Here is a 19077-nt window from a genome sequence, read left to right as displayed (position 1 = left end):
GTGGAGCAGGAACAAGCGAAGGAACAAGCTCGGAAGGCACGGCTCAAGAAGCGCAGACCGGCCCGCCAAGCGCAACTGAAGGCTCCGGGTTTCCCGCAGAAAGTTCAGGGGAAGACGCTGGCCGCGGGTGCGACGTTCTGGTCCGTGCTGCGCGACTTCTTCCGCCGGCCGCGGGATACCTGGCGGCGGCTTATCAACTCGATAAGGCTGCGCTGGCACCAGTCAATCCAGCTGCGAGTGATCGGCAGCGTGGTGGCCTCCAGTACTTTCGCATTCCTGCTCATTGGTTTCCTGCTGGTCGGCTTCCTGAGCCAGCAGCTGCTGGCCACCAAGTTCTCCGAAGCTGTGGACAGCATGGACAGGGCACGCACGGCGGTGGAAGAGCAGATCAGCGCCACCGACTCCTCCAACCCGGTGTCCGTGCGCTTGACCTCCGCCAGGGCGGTGCTGACGAACCGTTCGCCAGGGGTGGAGGAGACCAGTGTCCCGGTGTATGACTCGGTGCTCATCGCCTCCGACGCGAGCGATGCGGAAACGCGGATCCCGGACAACATCCAGATCCCCGAAAACCTGCGCGAGTTTGTACACCAGGGGCAGGTGGCCTACCAGTACGCCCGCGTAGACGGGGAAAACGGCAGCTACAAGGCGCTCATCATCGGCAGTCCCGTCTATTCCGACATCCCTGGTCTCGAGCTATACCTGCTGGTGCCGCTGACCTCTGAAGAGGCCACTCTTAACCTCATGCGCGGCCTGCTGATGGCCGGCGGGATCGTCCTCATCATTCTGCTGTTGGTGATCGGTTGGGTGTTCTCCCAGCAGATTATCGGCCCGGTTCGTGCGGCCTCGAAGATCGCAGAGAAGCTGGCGGCGGGCCACCTGCACGAGCGCATGGTCGTGGACGGCCAAGACGAAGTCGCCAGGCTCGCCTACAGCTTCAACGACATGGCGGAGAAGCTCTCCACCCAGATTCGCAACCTGGAGGAGTTCGGCTCGCTGCAACGCCAGTTCACGTCCGACGTTTCCCACGAGCTACGTACCCCGCTGACGACGGTGCGCATGGCGGCGGACATGATCGAGGACAACGCCGACGAGCTCGACCCTCTGACCGCCCGTGCGTCTCACCTGATGACGAAGGAGCTCGACCGCTTCGAGACCCTCCTGGGCGACTTGCTGGAGATCTCCCGGCACGACGCGGGCGTGGCGAACCTATCCGCAGAGAAGGTCGACGTGCGCGGCGTGGTGCGCTCCGCCCTGCAACAGGTGCGCACCATCGCCGAGGAGGTTGGCACCGAGTTCAATGTGGACCTGCCGGAAGACCCCGTGGTCGTCGCCGTGGACTCGCGCCGCGTGGAACGCATTCTGCGTAACCTCTTGGCCAACGCCGTCGACCACTCGGAAGGCAATCCGATCGAGGTGAAGATGGCCGTCGGGGAGCACGAACTGGCAATCGCTGTCACCGACCACGGAGTGGGACTGAAGCCGGGCGAGGAGGAGATGGTCTTCAACCGCTTTTGGCGCTCCGACCCCTCACGCGAGCGTCGCACGGGCGGCACCGGCTTGGGTCTGGCCATCGCCAAGGAGGATGCCAACCTCCACGGCGGGCGCCTCGAAGCCATCGGCGAGCCCGGCGTGGGCGCCTGTTTCCGGCTGACCCTCCCACTGGAACAGGGGCGCACCGTAAAGACCTCGCCGCTGCCTTTGGCGGTGGGAGCTGAGGGCGTCACTACCCAAGAACAAGAAGGGGGCGATGATGAGTAACAAGACCACAAAGGTCACAAAGGTCAAAAAGGTACTGTCCGCGATGACCGGGCTGGGACTTCTGGCGTCGTGCTCGACCCTGCCGGACGATACCAACCCCGAGGCGATCTCCAGTTACGCTCCGGCGCCCAGCGGGCAAGAGGCACCGACCCCGACCGATGGGCAGCCCTCCGACCTGCTGCTGCGCGATTTCTTCACCGCCAGCGCCCACCCGCTGCGCAACCACCAGGCGGCGAAGAGGTTCCTCACCGGCGGCATGCAGGGGCGGTGGCAGTCCGATGCGCCGACGATGGTGCTGGACCGGATCGACATTGCCTCCGACGGCCCGGGCAATGATTCAAAGATCACCTACCGCGTGCGCGGCAACATCGTTGGCACGCTGGGCGTGGGTGGAGTGTTCGACCCGCAGTACAGCGCGTTCGAGACCAGCTACGAGATGCAAAACGTCGACGGCCAGTGGCGCATCAGCAACCTGCCGAACGTCGTGGTGCTGGATCGGCAGGACTTCGTGGGCACCTATCGCGCGCGCAACATCTACTTCCCGGACTTCAACGGCCGGGCGCTGGTGCCGGACCGCCGGTGGATCTACACCGGACAGCAGTCCACTGCCGCCTCTCTGGTCTCGTTGTTGGTTGCGGGCCCGCAGGATCGTTTAAAGAAGGCGGTGCGAAACCTTATTCCTAAGGACGCCACCGCCCAAGTCTCCAAGGACGACGAAGGAGACCCCGCCGTACACTTCACCGGCCTGCAGGAACTGTCCGCTGATGCGCGTCGGCTGCTGGCGGCACAAGTGGTGTGGACGCTGGCGGGATCCGAGGTCCGTGGACCCTATGAGCTCACGGCGGACGGCACGCCCATGAGCGATGACTCGCACGGCAAGTGGCTGGTGCAGGATCTCTCACAATACGACCCGAATGTGCAGGTTCAGGCGCCGCTGCGCGCCGTGTCCGGGGGCGACATCTACCAGCAGGATGGAACGCGGACGAAGAAGCTGGAGGGATGGCTTACACAGCAGTATGTCGAGTCCGTGGCCCTCAGCCCGCGGGACGAGGTCTTCGCAGCCGTGACCGGACGTGGCGATGAACCACGCCAGCTGATGATCGGGGCGAAGGAGGACCAGCCGGTGAGCTCCGTGCAGGCGGATTCGCTGACTCGCCCGACCTGGGGCCTGGATGCCACATCGGCCTACGTGGTGGCCGATGGCGAGCGGATCACAGAGATCACTCGCAACCCGGAGACCGGCTCTGTGGGGGAGCGGAAGGTGGATAGCTCCACGATGAAAATGATCGACGGGGACGAGAAGCGCATAAGCGTATTCCGAGTGTCGCACGATGGTGCCCGTGCCGTGATGATCGTGAATGGACGGGTTTACGTGGTGACGCTGGAGACGACCGACGATGGCACGAAGCGGCTGGGCGCGCCGGTGGAGATCGGCCACGCAGTGGGGGACACTGCGGTCAGCGCCGACTGGTCTGATGACGGATCAGTGCTGGTGGGCACGCGCGCCAACGACGCCCCGGTGTGGGACATCGAGGTCGACGGATCCTATTCGCAGCAGATCACGGGCCGCAACCTATCCGCCCCGGTGGTCTCGGTGGCCACGGACGGCAGCAAGATCTACGTCACGGACGTGAATGCGTTGATGCAGTTCGACATCACGTCTGAGGAGTCGCGCTTCTGGCGCGAAGTGCCGACCATGCAAGGAAAGCGGGCAACCCCGGTACTGGCCGACTAAGCTGAGTGACCGTGGGGATTAAGGGGGACTTCGGTGCGCTCGCCGGGCTGGTGTGGCGGGCGGACTGCGTGTGTTGTGGGGCGGTGACCGGTGGACAACTGTGCGAGGCCTGCGGACTGCAGTTGATGGAGCGCTGGCAGCGCTGGCAGCCGCGGGTGGCGGCAGTGCCGGTTTTCGCCGCCGGGGTGTACGGCGGCGCGCGGCGGATGCTTATTCTCAGCGCCAAGGAGCGACTGCGGCCGGCGGCCATAGACGTCGCCGGCAGGGTGCTGGCCGCCGGGATTCTGCACGTCAGCGGCTTAGGATTGGTGCCGGATCCGCGTTTGGGGAGGGTGGTTCTGGTGCCCGCCCCCACCCGGAAATCGGCGGCGCGGAAGCGCGGTGGGGACATCGTTACCCGCTTCTGCCACGCCGCCGCAGCGATGTATCCCGGAGTGGAGGTCCACCCGGTGGCGTGGCTGAGCGAGGCGAGTGTGGATTCGGTGGGGCTGGACCGTCACCAGCGTCGCGAGAACGTGGCCAGCAGTATCCTGTTTGACTCGGCGGCGGTCGGGCGATTGCGCGGGGTGGGGGAGGTTGTGATTGTCGATGACGTGTGCACTACGGGCGCCACAACAGCGCAGTTTGCGCTGGCTCTGTCGGCGCGGGGAGTGCGGCCGCGATTGGCGCTGGTATTGGCTGGCGCGTAGTTCACATAAATAAGGGGTATATGCACAAGTGCAGCAACGGCGATAGGTAGACTAGGAATTGGAACGATCGCCGTTGGAAGGTGGGTAATCCGGCCCGATTCTGGCGGTGAATGACTTTGGAGGTTGAGCAATGTCGACCGGCAAAAACTCGTCCGACTTTGGCAACGAGGAACTTGCTGCACCCGAGGCAGGCGTAGAGATCACTGGGCGCAACGTTGAGGTGCCGGAGCACTTCGCAGACCGCGTCAAGGGCAAGCTCGCGAAGATCGAGCGCCTGGACCCGACCCTCACGTTCTTCCACGTGGAGCTGCAGCACGAGCCCAACCCGCGCCGTGGTGACCAGCAGGATCGCCTTCAGATCACCGCAACCGGCAAGGGCCACATCGCTCGCGCAGAAGCTAAGGAAGATTCCTTCTACGCTGCCCTCGAGGTCGCCGTTGGCCGCATGGAGCGCTCCCTGCGCAAGGTGAAGGCGCGTCGCAAGATCGCCCGTTCCGGCCACCGCGCTCCGATGTCCATGGGCGAGGCAGCTGCCAGCCTGGTGGAAGAGGCACAGCCGAAGGCGGAGACCAAGCCGGAGGAGGTCGGCCCGTACGACGTTGATCCCTACGAGGATCAGTTCAAGCCCGGCCAGATCGTGCGCAAGAAGGTGCACAAGGCCGCTCCGATCAGCGTTGACCAGGCGCTGAGCGAGATGGAGCTCGTGGGTCACGACTTCTTCCTGTTCATCAACGAGGAGACCGGCCAGCCGTCCGTGGTGTACCGTCGCCACGCTTTCGACTACGGCCTGATCACCCTGGAGGAGAAGGCAGCGGAAAAGGACGCAGAGAAGTAACCCCTTTCTCTAATCCGTCTTCAACCCATCAGCCGGCCCCACGACTAACCCGTGGGGGCCGGCTATTTATGTCTGGATTATGCCCGGACTTGCCGGGTGTAGTTGCCCCCGGCCTTGGGGGTGGGGGTAGGATTATCCGAAGCCGACAAGTTAGCTAACCAGTTTTAGAAATCGAGCAAAGGACAGCATCAGCGTGCTAGGACTTTCGAAAATCCTCCGTATGGGCGAAGGCCGTGCGGTCAAGCGTCTCGCGAAAATCGCCGACCAGGTGATGGACCTCGATGAGGAATACACCAAACTCACCGACGAGGAGCTGCAGGCCAAGACCGACGAGCTGAAGAAGCGAGTTCAGGAAGACGGCGAGAGCCTGGACGACATCCTGCTCGAGGCTTTCGCCACCGCGCGTGAGGCCTCCTGGCGCGTGCTCGGCCAGAAGCACTACAAGGTGCAGATCATGGGTGGCGCTGGCCTTCACTTCGGCTACGTCTCCGAGATGAAGACCGGTGAGGGTAAGACCCTGACCTGTGTGCTGCCCGCATACCTTAACGCGCTGTCCGGCAAGGGCGTGCACGTCGTTACCGTGAACGACTACCTGGCTAAGCGTGACGCCGAGTGGATGGGCCGCGTGCACCGCTTCCTGGGGCTCAGCACCGACGTGATCCTGAGCGGCAAAAACCCCGCCGAGCGCCGTGAGGCCTACAACGCCGACATCACCTACGGTACGAACAACGAGTTCGGCTTCGACTACCTGCGCGATAACATGGCGCACTCCCTGAACGACCTGGTGCAGCGCGGCCACAACTACGCCATCGTGGATGAGGTCGACTCGATCCTCATCGACGAGGCCCGTACCCCGCTGATCATCTCTGGTCCGGTCGAGGGCTCCAGCAAGTGGTTCACCGCCTTCGCGGCAATCGCCCCGAAGCTGACCCGTGACATCCACTACGAAGTGGACGAGCGGAAGAAGACCGTGGGCGTCAAGGAAGAGGGCGTGGAGTTCGTCGAGGACCAGCTGGGCATCGAGAACCTGTACGCCCCGGAACACTCGCAGCTGGTGAGCTACCTGAACAACTCCATCAAGGCCAAGGAGCTGTTCACCCGCGACAAGGACTACATCGTCCGCAACGGTGAGGTCGTCATCGTCGATGAGTTCACCGGCCGCATCCTGGACGGCCGTCGATACAACGAGGGCATCCACCAGGCGATCGAGGCGAAGGAACACGTCGAGATCAAGAACGAGAACCAGACCCTGGCCACCGTCACCCTGCAGAACTACTTCCGCCTGTACGACAAGCTGGCCGGTATGACCGGTACGGCGGAGACTGAGGCCGCCGAGCTGAAGTCCACTTACAAGCTGGATGTCGCCGCGATCCCGACGAACAAGGAAAACCAGCGTAAGGATCACGTCGACCTGATCTACAAGACGCAGGAGGCGAAGTTCGAGGCCGTGGCCGAGGACATCGCCGAGCGCGTGGAGACCGGCCAGCCGGTGCTGGTGGGTACTACCTCCGTGGAGCGCTCCGAGTACCTGTCCAAGCTGCTGCAACGCCGCGGCATCAAGCACAACGTGCTGAATGCGAAGTACCACGAGAAGGAAGCGGAGATCGTCGCCCAGGCAGGCCGACTGGGAGCCGTCACCGTAGCTACCAACATGGCCGGCCGAGGTACGGATATCGTGCTGGGCGGTAACCCAGACATCATCGCCGACATCAACTTGCGTGAGCGCGGCTTGGATCCGGTGGAGACCCCGGAAGAATACGAAGCGGCCTGGGACGACGAGATCGAAAAGGTCCGCGAGGAGTCCAAGGAAGAGGCGGAGAAGGTCCGCGAGGTCGGTGGCCTGTACGTGCTGGGCACGGAGCGTCACGAATCCCGCCGCATCGATAACCAGCTGCGTGGCCGTTCCGCGCGTCAGGGCGACCCGGGCGAGACCCGCTTCTACCTGTCCATGCGCGACGACCTGATGGTGCGCTTCGTCGGCCAGACGATGGAGGCGATGATGACTCGCCTGAACATCCCGGATGACGAGGCCATTGACTCGAAGATGGTCACCAACGCCATTAAGGGCGCACAGTCGCAGGTGGAGTCCGCCAACTTCGAGATGCGCAAGAACGTGCTCAAGTACGACGAAGTCATGAACGAGCAGCGCAAGGTGATCTACGGCGAGCGCCGCCAGATCCTCGAGGGTGAGGATGTGGAGAAGCAGATCCGCAACATGCTGAAGGACACCATCGAGGCATACGTCGACGGCGCGACCGCCGAGGGCTATGTCGAGGACTGGGACCTGGATACCCTGTGGAACGCCCTGGATTCCCTCTACGGCCCGACCTTTACCCACGAGGAACTGGTGGAAGGCGACGATTACGGCCGCCCGGGCGAGCTGAGTTCTTCGCAGCTGCTGGAGGCGCTGCTCGATGATGCCAACCGCGAGTACGACGAGCTGGAGGAAAAGGTCACGGAGATCGCCGGCGAGGAGCAGATGCGCGGCATGGAGCGCGCAGCTCTGCTGAACGTCGTGGACCAGAAGTGGCGCGAGCACCTCTACGAGATGGACTACCTGAAGGAGGGAATCGGCCTGCGTGCAATGGCGCAGCGCGATCCTCTGGTGGAGTACCAGCGCGAGGGTGGCGACATGTTTAACCGCATGAAGGATGGCATCAAGGAAGAGACCGTCCGCCAGCTGTTCCTGGTGCGCAACCAGTTGAAGCAGGCCGGTCAGGTGCACGTTGATGACCCGGCGGCGGGTAACGAGGGCGTGGCCGTGGACCGCGCCACGCAGACCACCATGGGTGGCTAAGAGCTAGATCAAGCTGAGGCTATCGATCGCCCAGACCTTGACCCCGCGCCGCGCGGAGCTGTGCAGTTGATGCAGCTCCGCGCGGCGCTTTTGCGTGTGCTGCGACATGCTGCCCGCAATGGCCCGCACCCTGTCGCCCATCTGCACCGATGCACAAAAGCGGACGCAATCGCCCGCGCTGGGCTGGATGTGCAGGCTTATTATTGACGCCCCCTTTTCCACCCGCCCACTCGTCGGTTCTGGCCGCACGTGCCGGCGGACGCGCAGTTGCTCTAGCACGCGCTCGCCGAAGGGCGCGCGGCGCAAATGGTCGATCGGACGGCGGCCTTCCAAAGCCTCCAGCCACATTTTTACGATCTGCGCGATGCGCTGGGGCGGTGGGGTGTTGACGTCCCGAAAAGAATCAGTGACCTCCTCCTCGGCGGCCTGCACAGCGACGGCCGGGGTGGGTGGGCGCAGGAACACGAAGTCCGGAAGTGGGCGCGTGGTAGTTGAAGTGGTCACGAAAGAAAATCCCCCTGTTGTTCATGCCAGTGAAGCTGTACGGTGCGTTCCCCCGAAGGCGCCATACGGGCATAACTATAGCGAAGTGCACGCCCCGCGGGGCGCCGGAGGGCGAAAAGATGGCAGAATATAGGGCATGCGTGGACTAGTAGTTGATTATTGCGGAGTGTTGGACGGTGCCGAGGAAGACCGCAGGCGGTGGCGTAAGCTGCTGGCAGCAGCGCGAGCGGAGGGCATTGCCACGGCGATTCTTTCCAACGATCCGGGCGGGGCGGGAGCTGCCCCCATCCGCACGTGGCTGGAGGGCGGCTACGTGGATGCCGTGGTGCTTTCCGGCGAGGTTGGGGCGGAGAAGCCCTCGGAGGAGATCTTCCGTATCACCGCCGACCGCCTGGACCTGCCGCAGCAGGATCTGGTGCTGGTGGACGACAACATCCTGAACATTCGCGGCGCCGTGGATGCCGGCCTGATTGGCATTTACTACCAGCAGTTCGACCGCGCGGTGGTGGAGATCACCGGCGTGTTCGAGCTGGAGGGAGAGTTCTAAACCATGTTGGTGTACATTCCCGCGACCTTTGACATGCTGGGCACCCTTGCGGAGCAGGGAGAGCACCCGGTGCGGTCTGCGGTTGGCTTTGCCCTGACCCCGGCGGTGCGGGAGTTCTACACCGGCGGCGACGAGGAGGAGCTGGCGTACACAGCTTTCCTGGATGCCGCGCGGGCCTCGCTGCGCCTGCTGAGCGCGGGCGGGGAGGAGCGCTTTCCGCACCGGCGCGTGGTGATCAGCGCGGAGATCGACGACTCGGCGGTTACTTTGGCGCCGGCCGACGGCGAGTCCGTGGTGCGGCTGGACCCGGCGGTTGTGAAGGTGCAGCAGTTGTTGGCGATCCATGTCGATGACGCCGACGCGGAGGCCGCCACGGCGAAAGCGATCGAGTGCATCGACGCAGCTGACCTGGGGGATGAGGACGCGGAGTTCGCGCTGGGGGACTGCGAGGACAACCTGATGAGCTGGTACGACGCGAAGGAGCTGCCGTTCCTGGTGGATCTGATGTAGCAGGTTAGCTACATTTCCCACTCGTTGTTGCTGCGCAGGGCCTCCAGCAGGTGGCGGATCGCGGTGACGCGCCGGGCGGAGGCACCGGTGAGGGTATCTAGGGCGCACTCCGGGTCGGCGGGCGGCCCCATGTGCGTGCAGCCGCGGGGGCAATCTCCGGTGACCTCGCGGAGGTCTTCGAAGACGTCCACTACGGTGTCCGGGTCGACGTGTGCCAGCCCCAGGCTGCGGATGCCCGGAGTGTCGATAATCCAGCCGCCCGCGGGCAACTGGAGCGCTACGGACTGGGTGGAGGTGTGCCGGCCTTTGCCCACCCCGCTGACTTTCCCGGTGGCGCGTTCCGCGTCGGGGATGAGGCGGTTAAACAGGGTGGATTTGCCCACCCCGGAGTGGCCGACGAGGGCGCTGACCTTGCCCGTGATGTGCTCGGTGAGTTCGTCCAGGGAGTCGCTGACGCCGGTGGTGAGGACCTCTACGTCGAGATCGCGGAACTCGGCGGCGAAGGCGCTGGGGTCGGCGAGGTCGGATTTGGTGAGGCAGACCAGCGGGGTGAGGCCGCCGACGAAGGCGGCGATGAGGGCGCGTTCCACGAAGCCGGTGCGCGGCGGCGGATCGGCCACGGCGCTGACGATCAGCAGGTAGTCCGCATTGGCCACGACGATCCGCTCGAAAGAGTCCGTGTCGTCCGCAGTGCGGCGCAGAATGGAGGTGCGGTCTTCGAGCCGCACGATGCGCGCCAGGGTGTCCTTCTTGCCGGAGGTATCGCCGACCACACCGACGTGGTCTCCGACGACCACGTTGGTGCGTCCCATCTCGCGGGCGCGCATGCAGGTGACGAGGGTGCCGTCTTCGTCTAGCACCACGCCCCAGCGGCCGCGGTCCTTGGAGATGACCATGCCCCGCTTGGCGTTTTTATGGCTCGGCCGATCCTTGGTCCGTGGGCGGGAGCCCTTGCCGGGGCGGACGCGAACGTCGGATTCGTCCCAGTGGTGGGCGTTGCTGTGCCTTCGCCCCATCTAGCGTTCCTGGCCCAGCAGCTGTGCCCAGCGGCGGCGGAAGCCGGGGAGGGTCTTGGTGGTGGTGTCCACGTCCGAGACCTCGATGCCCTCGACGCGGAGGCCCAGGATTGCTCCGGCGGTGGCCATGCGGTGATCGGCGTAGGACTCCCAGCGACCGCCCTCCAGGGCAGCCGGGTGGATGATCAGTCCGTCGGCGGTCTGCTCGACGTTGCCGCCGAGGGCGTTGATGTTATCCGCCAGTGCTTGCAGGCGGTCGGTCTCGTGCCCGCGCAGGTGCGCGATTCCGTAGAGGTGGCTGGGGCTGTCGGCCAGGGCCGCCAGGGCGGCGACGGTGGGGGTGAGCTCCCCAATATCGTGCATGTCCCAGGTGATCCCGTTGACACGGCCGGTGCCGGAGACAACAAGGTCGCCGTAGTGGACGTCTAGCTCCGCCTCCGCGCCCATGTCCAGCAGGATCTGGCGGAACTGGTCGCCCGGCTGGTTGGTGGTGGCGGGCCAGTTCTGGATGCGCACGGTACCGCCGGTAAGCACGCCCGCGGCCATGAACGGCGTGGCATTCGACAGGTCCGGTTCCACGTGCCACTGGCGGCCCCTGATAGGGCCGGGGTGGACGGTCCATCGGTTGAAGGAGGTCTCCACCTTCACCCCGGCCTCGCGCAGCATCTGCACTGTCATCTCGACGTGGGGCTGGCTGGGCAGGGAGTTGCCCTCGTGGATAACGGTGACGCCCTCGGTAAAGCGCGCTCCGGCCAGCAGCAGGCCGCTGACGAACTGGGACGACTGGGAGGCATCGATGGTGATCTCCCCGCCCTGGATCTCCCCGGAACCCTCCACGAAGAAGGGCAGCCCCTCCGGGTTGCACTCGGTGCTGGTGTTCACGGTGGCGCCGAGGGCACGCAGGGAGTTCAGGGTGGTGGACATCGGACGGCGGCGGGCCTCCACATCACCGTCGAAAGCAACCGTGCCAGTGGCCAAGGCCGCGATTGGCGGGACGAAGCGCATCACGGTGCCAGCCAGGCCACAATCCACCTGACCGCCGTGCAGCTTCTCCGCCGGGGTGACGTACATTTGGTCGTTCTTCAACAGGATCTGAGTTCCCATGGAACGCAGAGCCGACATCATCAGCTCCGTATCGCGACTGACCAGACCGCCGGTGATGGTGGAAGGCGCATCCGCCAGTGCGGCGAGGATCAGCGCACGGTTTGTGATGGATTTCGAGCCGGGGATAGCCACGGTGGCCTGTACGGGCTCGGTGGCGACCGGAGCCGGCCAGAGTTGTTCAGACATACCTGCAGACATACCCACATTGTCTCACTTTTTCGCTGGAAAAGAAGTGTGGGGTGGGCATAATGGGCGAGTATGTGTGGCCGATACGTTTTGTTCAGCTCCTTAGAAGAGCTTTCGGGCGACCTGCAACGACGGCTGGGAGCCTCGCGCATACCCCGCGCCGGGGCCGGGGAGTGGCCCGCCAACTACAACGTGGCGCCCACCACCGAGGTGCCCATCGTGCGGGAGTTTAGAAACGAGGCCGCGATCGGCCCCGCACGCTGGGGCTATCCGCCGAAGACGGTTTTTAACGCGCGGGGAGAGACCGCATTCTCCAAACCCCTGTTTGCCGGCTCTCTGCCATGCGCGTTCCCGATGGACGGCTGGTACGAGTGGACCGTTGGGGAGGACGGCAAGAAACAGCCTTGGTTCACCACCGCCACCGACGGCCATCCCCTGTACGCCGCCGGGCTATGCAAGGCCGTGGAAGGCAAGCTATACGGCACCATCATTACCGTCGCAGCCCTGCCCGGCCTCGAGTGGCTGCACAGCCGCATGCCCAGGATCTTGGTGGGCGACGAGCTAGATGCTTGGTTGAAGGGTGCAGGGGCGGAGATGGTGGCGTCACCAAACAAGGCAACAGAAGTACACAGCAGGAAGGCGGACAGGAAGGTCGGCTCCGTGGCGAACAATTTCCCGGAACTGGTGGGAATGAACCGGCGATAGAATTGCGTTGGAAGAAAGGTGAGAGGTGAGCGAATGAAACGCAGCGATGACACTGCAGACGAGCTGCTGCAAAGATTCGAAGCAGACGCGCTGCCCCTGCTGGATCAGCTCTACGGTGCGGCGTTGCGGATGACGCGCAACCCGGCCGACGCGCAGGATCTGGTGCAGGATGCGTACATGAAGGCCTACCAGGCGTTTGGTTCCTTCAAGGAAGGAACAAACCTGAAGGCGTGGATGTACCGAATCCTGACGAACACGTACATCAACAGCTACCGCAAGGCGCAGCGCCGCCCGATGGAGTCCAGCGCTGACGAGATGACCGATTGGCAGCTGGCCGAGACGGCGAAGCACGACTCCGTGGGGCTGCAATCTGCCGAGGTGGAGGCGCTGAGGAACATCCCGGATAAGCGCATCCAGGATGCCCTAATGAGCCTGGGCGAGGACTACCGCATGGTCGTGTACTACGCGGACGTGGAAGGGCTGGCCTACAAGGAGATCGCCGAAATCATGGACACTCCCATCGGGACCGTGATGTCGCGGTTGCACCGCGGGCGCAAGCAGCTGCGCAGCAAGCTGAAGGACGTAGCCGCGGAGCACGGGATCGTGACGGAGACGGCGCATAACAAGCTGACGGAAGCGAAGGGATAAGAGCACATGTGCAAAGACAATTCGCGAAAGACGGACTGTGACGACCTGCTGGATGCCCTGTACGAGGTTGCTGATGGTGACGCCGACTGGGAGAGCCGCGACCGTTTGCAAGCCCACGCCGACGCTTGCCCGGAGTGCCTGCAGCAGTTGGGGCTCGAGCAGCAGGTGCGGGACCTCCTGCGGAGCTGCTGCAGCCAGCCCGCTCCTGTGGAGCTGCGGGCGCGGATCTGCACGCAGTTGCGGGTGATTAGCTACCGGGTGGAGGAGTAGCTCGCAGGGGAGTAGCGAGCAAAGCAAAAGGCCGGCGGGCACCGTTGTACGCGGTGCGCCTGTCGGCCTTTTTTGAGTTACGGCTTAAGAGTTTGGACGCTTGCCGTGGTTAGCCTTCTTCTTGCGACGATCCTTGCGCTTGCGGCCACGCTTGCTCATTGTGCAGCTCCTTGGTGTTTAAGGGGACAGTTTCAACCTGTTCAGCTTAGCGGGGGTGCGAAGCTGGACAAAATAGCTGAACAAAAGGTTGGGGTTTAAACAGTGATGCGCTTGCGGGTGCGGGTGCGACCGCGGTTGGTGCGGCGCTTCAGTGCGCGGCGCTCGTCCTCGGCCATGCCGCCCCACACGCCGGCATCCTGGCCGGACTCGATAGCCCAGTTCAGGCACTGGGAAGCGACGGGGCAGCGGTTGCAGACCAGCTTGGCCTTGGCGATCTGAGCCAGGGCAGGGCCGGAGTTTCCTACGGGGAAGAACAGCTCGGGGTCTTCTTCACGGCAAACGGCTTTGTGGCGCCAATCCATTATTGTATTTCCCTTCTATTTTTTCGGACAAAGGATGTCCGAAGGTGCGTCGTTTTGGTTCTTTGCAGTCGGTGTGGGCACTTTGGCCGGTGATCGAAGTTGGGCTCGACGAATTGACCTAGAGAATCTCTAGGTAAATTCAGGCAAAAGTGGTGGTGGCGAAGTGGCGTGCAGACCTGTGTGTAGAGGGGGTCGCGGCGGCTTCTCGCCTTGCGATTAAGACCTTGTTGGTTTGTTGTTAACCTTTTGGTCTCTTATCGGTTACTTGGAAGATTGTTGCACGTTATTCGCGCTTTGGCTAGAGGTTTTTCTTAAAATGTGATGAACGTCACAAGATTTTAATTTGGTATGCCAGGGGAAAGCGGTTATGGGATAGCATTTCCCAGCGCTACGACGGACTCGCCGCGCTTTTCCACCAGCACCTCACCCGCCAGCTTGAGCGTCACCTGTCCGGTGTAGCCGTTGCGGTCCACCGGGATGGTGCGCAGAACTTTGCCGTTATCCCAGTCCACTACTGCGATCCCCTTAGCAGTGGGAACTAGCAGCCGCCCACCCATTGGAGTTGCAGGCCCGATTGCGCCATTAACTTGGAACGCAGGCTCCATGGTCGATGGGATGAAGGTCACCACCCGGGAGCCATCAAACCAGCTCATCAGGTGCGCCGAGTCCGCCGTCTGGGCGCGGAACAGCGGGCCATTCCGCTGCTGTGGATCCAGTAGCGGGGCGGGGTCGGCGGGGAACTGCTGAAAGTCGCCTTCCTTATCCAGCACCTGGAAGCGCGAACCTTCGTTATCGTTCTCGTCCTTCGCGCGGGTGCCGTTGCCGGGGGCGTAGATCACCGCCCGGTCTAGCCCCACGCCCACCAGCTCGCTGTCCGCAGGGACCTCGTACTCGTGGTACTTCTCCGGGGCATCCGAGTCCTCCGGGTTCGTCTTGAGCAGCCGGATCAGCTTCTTTTCGCTATTGGGGCACGTCTGCGCCGTAACTAGCAGATCCCTGCGCGTCAGGGCGGAGGTAAAGGTGCACTCGGTATAGGGCTGCTTGTTCGGCTTGACTGCCGTCAGCTTGTCGCCAACCTCCACTCGCCGCACAGCGTCCGAGCGCAGCAGCTCCGTGCGAGTGGGGGAAAGCATCCCGATGTTGTCCCGGCTCTGGAACAACTCCACGTGGTCGGCGGCCAGCATGTCGCGTGTGTGGCGATATTCGCCGGTGCCGCTATCCAGTGCCACTACTTGCCCGCACCCCTTGGGACCCTGCAGGAAGAGGTTCGTTTTCCCCCAGTTCGTCGCCACTGCGCACAGGTCGTGCGGCGCCTTGTAGTGCCAGACCTCCGTACCGTCGTCGCCTCGCACCATGGTGGCCTTGTTGCCGGAGGTCAAAACCACTCCGCCTTGATCCACCACCAGGTCGGCGGAGTCTGTCCTCGCATCCCACAGCTCGCGCAGATGCTCTGGAATCTGCCGGTCGCCCTTGGCGGAGTCGGAAGAGTCGAGGGTTTTGTCCTCGGCCTCGATCGGGTGATCGGCGACCCGGTGGTCTACCTCGTGAGCATCGGAACCCAGCCACGTGATCCCGCCGAGGGCAAGCAGCCCGCAGGCCAACGCGGCGGCGACGATGTGGTCGCTGCGGCGGGCGCGCTCGGGGGACGGGATGCGACGGCTCATGGGCGCGGCCCCCTGCGGGACTTCTTCACCTTCAGTGCTGCGCCTTTCACGCCGCGCGGCGCCCCCACTCGGTCGTCAACATTCTCGGGAAGGTCGAACTCCGCCAGGAACTCTGCGCTGGAGGAGAACCACTGCGGTGGGTCCTGCATGTCCAGCCCCAGGGCCTCGCTGATGGCGTTCCACCGCGCGACTTCGTCCCAGCCGATGAGGCTCACTGCCGTGCCCGTGTTGCCCGCGCGCCCCGTGCGACCGATGCGGTGAACATAGGTGCGCTCGTCGTCCGGCACCTGGTAGTTGATCACGTGCGTGACGTCTTCGATGTCGATGCCGCGCGCCGCCACGTCGGTAGCTACCATCACGTCCACCTTGTTGCGGCGGAACTCGTCGAGGGATTCTTCGCGGTCTTTTTGTCGCATGTCCCCATGCACTGCGCCCACGCGGAAGCCCAGCTTGGCTAGCTCCTCTGCCACGCCCGCCGCCTGCCGCTTCGTGCGGGCGAAAACGATGCTGCGGCCCCTCCCGGGGGATTGCAGAATTCGGGCGAGTGTAGAGAGCCTATCGAGCTTGTGGGACTGGAACGCCACCTGCTTCGTCGATTCGTGGGTTGCCTCAGTCGCCGCACTGTCGGCCTGGATCAGCACCGGGTGCCGCATGAATGTCCTAGTCAGCGCTGCAATCGGGCCTGGCATGGTGGCGGAGAACAGCATCGTCTGCCGCTGTGGGCTGGTCTGCGTGATGATGTCGCGCACATCGTCCAGGAACCCCTGATCCAGCATCTCGTCCGCCTCGTCCAGCACGACGATCTCGACCGTCCGCAGCTGCAAATACCCCTGCTGCGCTAGGTCCAGTAGCCGTCCCGGAGTACCGACGACCACGTCCACGCCGCGCGCCAGTGCCGTCTTCTGCGCGTCGAACCCCACGCCGCCGTACACCGCCTGTACCTGCAGGGCACGGGTCTTGCTCTTCTTTCTTTGGGACGCCCCCTCGGTCCCCACCGGCACACGCAAGTTGCGGGCGGCCAAGGTCAGGTCGTCGGTGACCTGCAGGCACAACTCTCGGGTAGGCACCACGATCAAGGCGCGCGGAGTGCCGTCGGGGGCGGTGACGGTGGCGTCATCAAAAACCCGATCGAGAACAGGAATGCCGAAACCCAAAGTCTTGCCCATACCCGTGCGCGCCTGGCCGATAACGTCGGAGCCCTTCAGTGCGATGGGCAGAGTGTATTCCTGGATGGCGAAGGCGTGCGTAATGTTGGCGGTGGCTAGGGCGTCCGTGATTTCCACGGCCACGCCGAGCGAGTTGAACGACGGGCGGGAGGCAGAGCTCTTAGAAGCCCCAGAGGACATCGGCACCTGCAGCACCTGCCTTCCTTGCTCGACCCGATAGCTATGATGGTCACAATACTGCACGTGAGTATAGAACGAACATGAAGGAAGGGTTTCCCATGCAGATCAAGGTCGGATTCGTACACAACGCCCGCGAGCTGGCTATCACCATCGACACCAAGAGTGAGCAGGCCAAGTCCCAGGACGAGTACGTGGCAGAGATCGAGAACTTCCTGCGTTCTGGCGAGAATGAGACGCTGACCATTGAAGGCGCCAAGGGAGCACGCTACGTGCTGGTGCGCGGACAGATCGCTTACGTAGAGGTCGGGGCAGAGTCCAAGAACTCCGTCGGCTTCGTAAGCTAGGGAGGCTGCGACTAGCTGTATGAGTAGCGGCAGTAACGTGGAGCGCCACCCCATCCCGCCGGCGCGGAAGTCTGCACCGGAAGAACCGGGCGCGCAGTCCCAGAATGGGCGGTTTAGCTTCCGCAGCGTAATACTAATTACTGTCGCGTTTGTGCTGGTTACCCTCCTGGTTATGTACAGCATCTTGCATGGCTTGGGCGACGAAGAAGACACACAGGCCACCGGTGAGGTCGCGGTTACGACCAGCGACGACGGCGGCACGGCCGGCGCCGAACACGGCGATTACGAGGGGCTGAAGTTCGGTTCCCTGCCCCCGGGCGGCAAGTACACGAAGAAGGGCAGCGGCAAATTCCGCACCGCCGGCGAGCCCGGCAAAACCTTCGGCAAGGGGAAGAAGAAATTCACCTACGTGGTGGAGGTTGAGACGACGCTGAAGTCCTCCGCTTACGGCGGTGACGATGCTTTTGCCGCGATGGTGGACGCCACTCTGGCCAACCCGAAGTCGTGGGTGGGCGATCCGCAGTATTCCTTCCAGCACGTGGACGAGAAGAAGCTGCCGAAGGGGAAGAAGCCGGATATGCGGATTCAGTTGACCTCGCCGGAGACCACCGCCGCGACCTGTGGTGATAGCTATGGCATTGAGACCAGCTGCAACTTCCCGGGCGAGGGACGCGTGGTGCTCAACGAGGCGCGCTGGGTGCGCGGAGCCATAACGTTCGAGGGGGATCTGGGCGCGTATCGGCAGTACATGATTAATCATGAGGTCGGTCACGGCATCGGGCACAAAGCACACGTGCCGTGTTCCAAGGATGGCGCGCTGGCGCCGATTATGATGCAACAAACCATCAGCCTGAACAACGCCGAGATCTATAAAATCAACCCAGACAAGGCATTCAAGGGCAATTCGAACACCTGCAAGGCAAACCCGTGGGTGTTCCCGTTTGGGTACAAGAACAGTAAATAAGCGAGCACATGATCAACGACGATTCTCACAGCGACTTCAACTCCCCGCCACCGGCACACATCCTGGCTAGCTTCCAGGTGCCCTCGGCGCACCCGGTGCTGTTGGAACAGGAATGGAGCCAGGGGTGGCGCTGCGACCGGGCGGTGATCTCCCGGACGGACGAGCCGGCGCGGGCGGCGTGGATCGCTAAGATCATGTCGAAGGTGCGCCCGGCGGGAGTGTCCATGTCGCGGCCCATCTTCTCTTCCGACGGGCGCTTTAGCGTGTCCGGTTGGCGGGCGCGGACTTTCATGTCCGGCCACCAGTCGCCACGCTTCGACGAGATGGTGGCGGCCGCCTTGCGCCTGAATGAGGCCCTGCGCGGCGAAAAGAAGCCGACGTTCCTGGCGCCGCCTGTAGCAGGGGAAAAGTGGAACGAACACGACCTCTTCGCCGCGGCGGACCAGGCCGCATTCGCCGAGGACCCGGCGGAATGGGTCACCCCAGTGCTGGCGCCCGAGAGCGTGCCGCGGGAGGATGTGGCCGCCGCTCTGGTGAAGGCCGCAAGCCTTGCCGAGCTGCGCGAACCGATCGTGGAGGACGACCAGCTGGTGCACGGGGACATCGCCGGATGCACCATTTTCGACGGCACCGCCGACCCCATTGTCACGGACCTCTATCCAGCGTGGCACCCGGCGGCCTGGAGCGTCGCGCTGCTGATCGTGGACACGATGGCCTGGGGCAACGCGCCGGATGCCCTGCTGGATCGTTGGGCGCATTTGCCCGACTTCACGCAGCTGGTGCTGCGGGCGGCGATGTACCGGCTGTTCTTGCACGCCATGCTGCCGAACTCCCAGCCGGAATCTTGGGAGGGGCTGGCGCGCGTGGCCGACGTCGTGGCGGCCTGGGGGGCTAAGCGGGAAGGCTAGTCGCCGCACGAAATCGAACACGAAAG

Annotated in this window: 20 protein-coding genes; 13 read left to right on the top strand and 7 right to left on the bottom strand. The window is 63.7% G+C overall.

From position 1 onward, the window contains the following. The 5 genes from mtrB to secA all read left to right on the top strand — a co-directional run bounded on the left by mtrB (position 1) and on the right by secA (position 7814). Positions 1 to 1758 (top strand): MtrAB system histidine kinase MtrB, encoded by a 1758-nt coding sequence (mtrB, locus tag JQ46_RS01170; protein ID WP_034984742.1) that lies wholly within the window; start codon positions 1 to 3, stop codon positions 1756 to 1758. Next, positions 1751 to 3493 carry an MtrAB system accessory lipoprotein LpqB gene (lpqB, locus tag JQ46_RS01165; RefSeq protein ID WP_034984738.1) on the top strand — a complete coding sequence of 581 codons (1743 nt, stop codon included), beginning with the start codon at positions 1751 to 1753 and terminating at the stop codon, positions 3491 to 3493. The genes mtrB and lpqB overlap by 8 nt, the downstream gene beginning before the upstream one ends. Positions 3494 to 3498: 5 nt before the next feature. Next, entirely contained in the window at positions 3499 to 4182 is a 684-nt protein-coding gene (locus JQ46_RS01160; protein WP_051876187.1) for a ComF family protein, read from the top strand. A gap of 130 nt (positions 4183 to 4312) precedes the next feature. Further along, a complete protein-coding gene (gene hpf / locus JQ46_RS01155; protein ID WP_034984735.1) occupies positions 4313 to 5017 on the top strand; it encodes a ribosome hibernation-promoting factor, HPF/YfiA family in 705 nt (234 codons plus the stop codon). Between the two features lie 193 nt (positions 5018 to 5210). Continuing rightward, entirely contained in the window at positions 5211 to 7814 is a 2604-nt protein-coding gene (secA, locus tag JQ46_RS01150) for a preprotein translocase subunit SecA (protein ID WP_034984732.1), read from the top strand. Between the two features lie 3 nt (positions 7815 to 7817). On the opposite strand, the gene JQ46_RS01145 is transcribed toward secA, so the two are convergent. Then, on the bottom strand, positions 7818 to 8318 hold the full coding sequence (locus JQ46_RS01145) for an Rv3235 family protein (RefSeq protein ID WP_034984730.1): 501 nt from the start codon (positions 8316 to 8318) through the stop codon (positions 7818 to 7820). Between the two features lie 136 nt (positions 8319 to 8454). Here JQ46_RS01145 and JQ46_RS01140 point away from each other — a divergent pair, with 136 nt between their 5' ends. Next, positions 8455 to 8865: an HAD family hydrolase gene (locus tag JQ46_RS01140; RefSeq protein WP_034984727.1), complete on the top strand. Its 411-nt coding sequence runs from the start codon at positions 8455 to 8457 to the stop codon at positions 8863 to 8865. A 3-nt stretch (positions 8866 to 8868) separates the two neighbouring features. After that, on the top strand, positions 8869 to 9375 hold the full coding sequence (locus tag JQ46_RS01135) for a DUF6912 family protein (RefSeq protein ID WP_034984724.1): 507 nt from the start codon (positions 8869 to 8871) through the stop codon (positions 9373 to 9375). A gap of 8 nt (positions 9376 to 9383) precedes the next feature. Here the strand turns inward: JQ46_RS01135 and rsgA are convergent, their stop codons facing one another. Together rsgA and aroA are read right to left on the bottom strand one after the other, a co-directional pair. Beyond that, positions 9384 to 10391 (bottom strand): ribosome small subunit-dependent GTPase A, encoded by a 1008-nt coding sequence (rsgA, locus tag JQ46_RS01130; protein WP_034984710.1) that lies wholly within the window; start codon positions 10389 to 10391, stop codon positions 9384 to 9386. After that, a complete protein-coding gene (aroA, locus tag JQ46_RS01125; RefSeq protein ID WP_034984708.1) occupies positions 10392 to 11681 on the bottom strand; it encodes a 3-phosphoshikimate 1-carboxyvinyltransferase in 1290 nt (429 codons plus the stop codon). It lies immediately after the preceding gene. Positions 11682 to 11753: 72 nt separating this feature from the next. Between aroA and JQ46_RS01120 the strand changes: the two genes are divergently transcribed. Genes JQ46_RS01120 through rsrA form a run of 3 tightly spaced genes read left to right on the top strand, consistent with a single transcriptional unit; the run spans position 11754 to position 13304 of the window. Beyond that, the gene (locus tag JQ46_RS01120) at positions 11754 to 12386 is read left to right on the top strand and encodes an SOS response-associated peptidase (protein ID WP_034984706.1); all 633 of its coding nucleotides are present in this window, start codon (positions 11754 to 11756) and stop codon (positions 12384 to 12386) included. Positions 12387 to 12419: 33 nt separating this feature from the next. After that, on the top strand, positions 12420 to 13034 hold the full coding sequence (locus JQ46_RS01115) for a sigma-70 family RNA polymerase sigma factor (RefSeq protein ID WP_034984704.1): 615 nt from the start codon (positions 12420 to 12422) through the stop codon (positions 13032 to 13034). 6 nt (positions 13035 to 13040) lie between these two features. Continuing rightward, positions 13041 to 13304 (top strand): mycothiol system anti-sigma-R factor, encoded by a 264-nt coding sequence (gene rsrA / locus JQ46_RS01110; protein ID WP_034984701.1) that lies wholly within the window; start codon positions 13041 to 13043, stop codon positions 13302 to 13304. Positions 13305 to 13388: 84 nt separating this feature from the next. Here the strand turns inward: rsrA and JQ46_RS11610 are convergent, their stop codons facing one another. The 4 genes from JQ46_RS11610 to JQ46_RS01095 form a co-directional block, all read right to left on the bottom strand. Continuing rightward, positions 13389 to 13463, bottom strand: coding sequence for a 50S ribosomal protein bL37 (locus tag JQ46_RS11610; RefSeq protein ID WP_011274008.1), 75 nt, complete (start codon positions 13461 to 13463; stop codon positions 13389 to 13391). Between the two features lie 95 nt (positions 13464 to 13558). Then, positions 13559 to 13825 (bottom strand): WhiB family transcriptional regulator, encoded by a 267-nt coding sequence (locus JQ46_RS01105; RefSeq protein WP_005293852.1) that lies wholly within the window; start codon positions 13823 to 13825, stop codon positions 13559 to 13561. Positions 13826 to 14190: 365 nt separating this feature from the next. After that, positions 14191 to 15489 (bottom strand): hypothetical protein, encoded by a 1299-nt coding sequence (locus JQ46_RS01100; protein ID WP_034984699.1) that lies wholly within the window; start codon positions 15487 to 15489, stop codon positions 14191 to 14193. Continuing rightward, the gene (locus JQ46_RS01095) at positions 15486 to 16835 is read right to left on the bottom strand and encodes a DEAD/DEAH box helicase (RefSeq protein ID WP_034984996.1); all 1350 of its coding nucleotides are present in this window, start codon (positions 16833 to 16835) and stop codon (positions 15486 to 15488) included. Before JQ46_RS01095 ends, JQ46_RS01100 begins: the two co-directional genes overlap by 4 nt. Positions 16836 to 16933: 98 nt before the next feature. Between JQ46_RS01095 and JQ46_RS01090 the strand changes: the two genes are divergently transcribed. Genes JQ46_RS01090 through JQ46_RS01080 form a run of 3 tightly spaced genes read left to right on the top strand, consistent with a single transcriptional unit; the run spans position 16934 to position 19051 of the window. Then, a complete protein-coding gene (locus tag JQ46_RS01090) occupies positions 16934 to 17179 on the top strand; it encodes a DUF3107 domain-containing protein (RefSeq protein ID WP_034984697.1) in 246 nt (81 codons plus the stop codon). Positions 17180 to 17198: 19 nt separating this feature from the next. After that, the gene (locus JQ46_RS01085; protein ID WP_051876186.1) at positions 17199 to 18143 is read left to right on the top strand and encodes a DUF3152 domain-containing protein; all 945 of its coding nucleotides are present in this window, start codon (positions 17199 to 17201) and stop codon (positions 18141 to 18143) included. An 8-nt stretch (positions 18144 to 18151) separates the two neighbouring features. Next, a complete protein-coding gene (locus tag JQ46_RS01080) occupies positions 18152 to 19051 on the top strand; it encodes a TIGR02569 family protein (protein ID WP_051876185.1) in 900 nt (299 codons plus the stop codon). The last annotated feature ends 26 nt before the right edge of the window (positions 19052 to 19077 follow it).

This window comes from Corynebacterium jeikeium, assembly GCF_000738175.1.
GTDB classification, from domain to species: domain Bacteria; phylum Actinomycetota; class Actinomycetes; order Mycobacteriales; family Mycobacteriaceae; genus Corynebacterium; species Corynebacterium jeikeium_C.
Note: the sequence above shows the minus strand (reverse complement) of the source record. Positions and strands in the feature narration are given on the sequence as shown.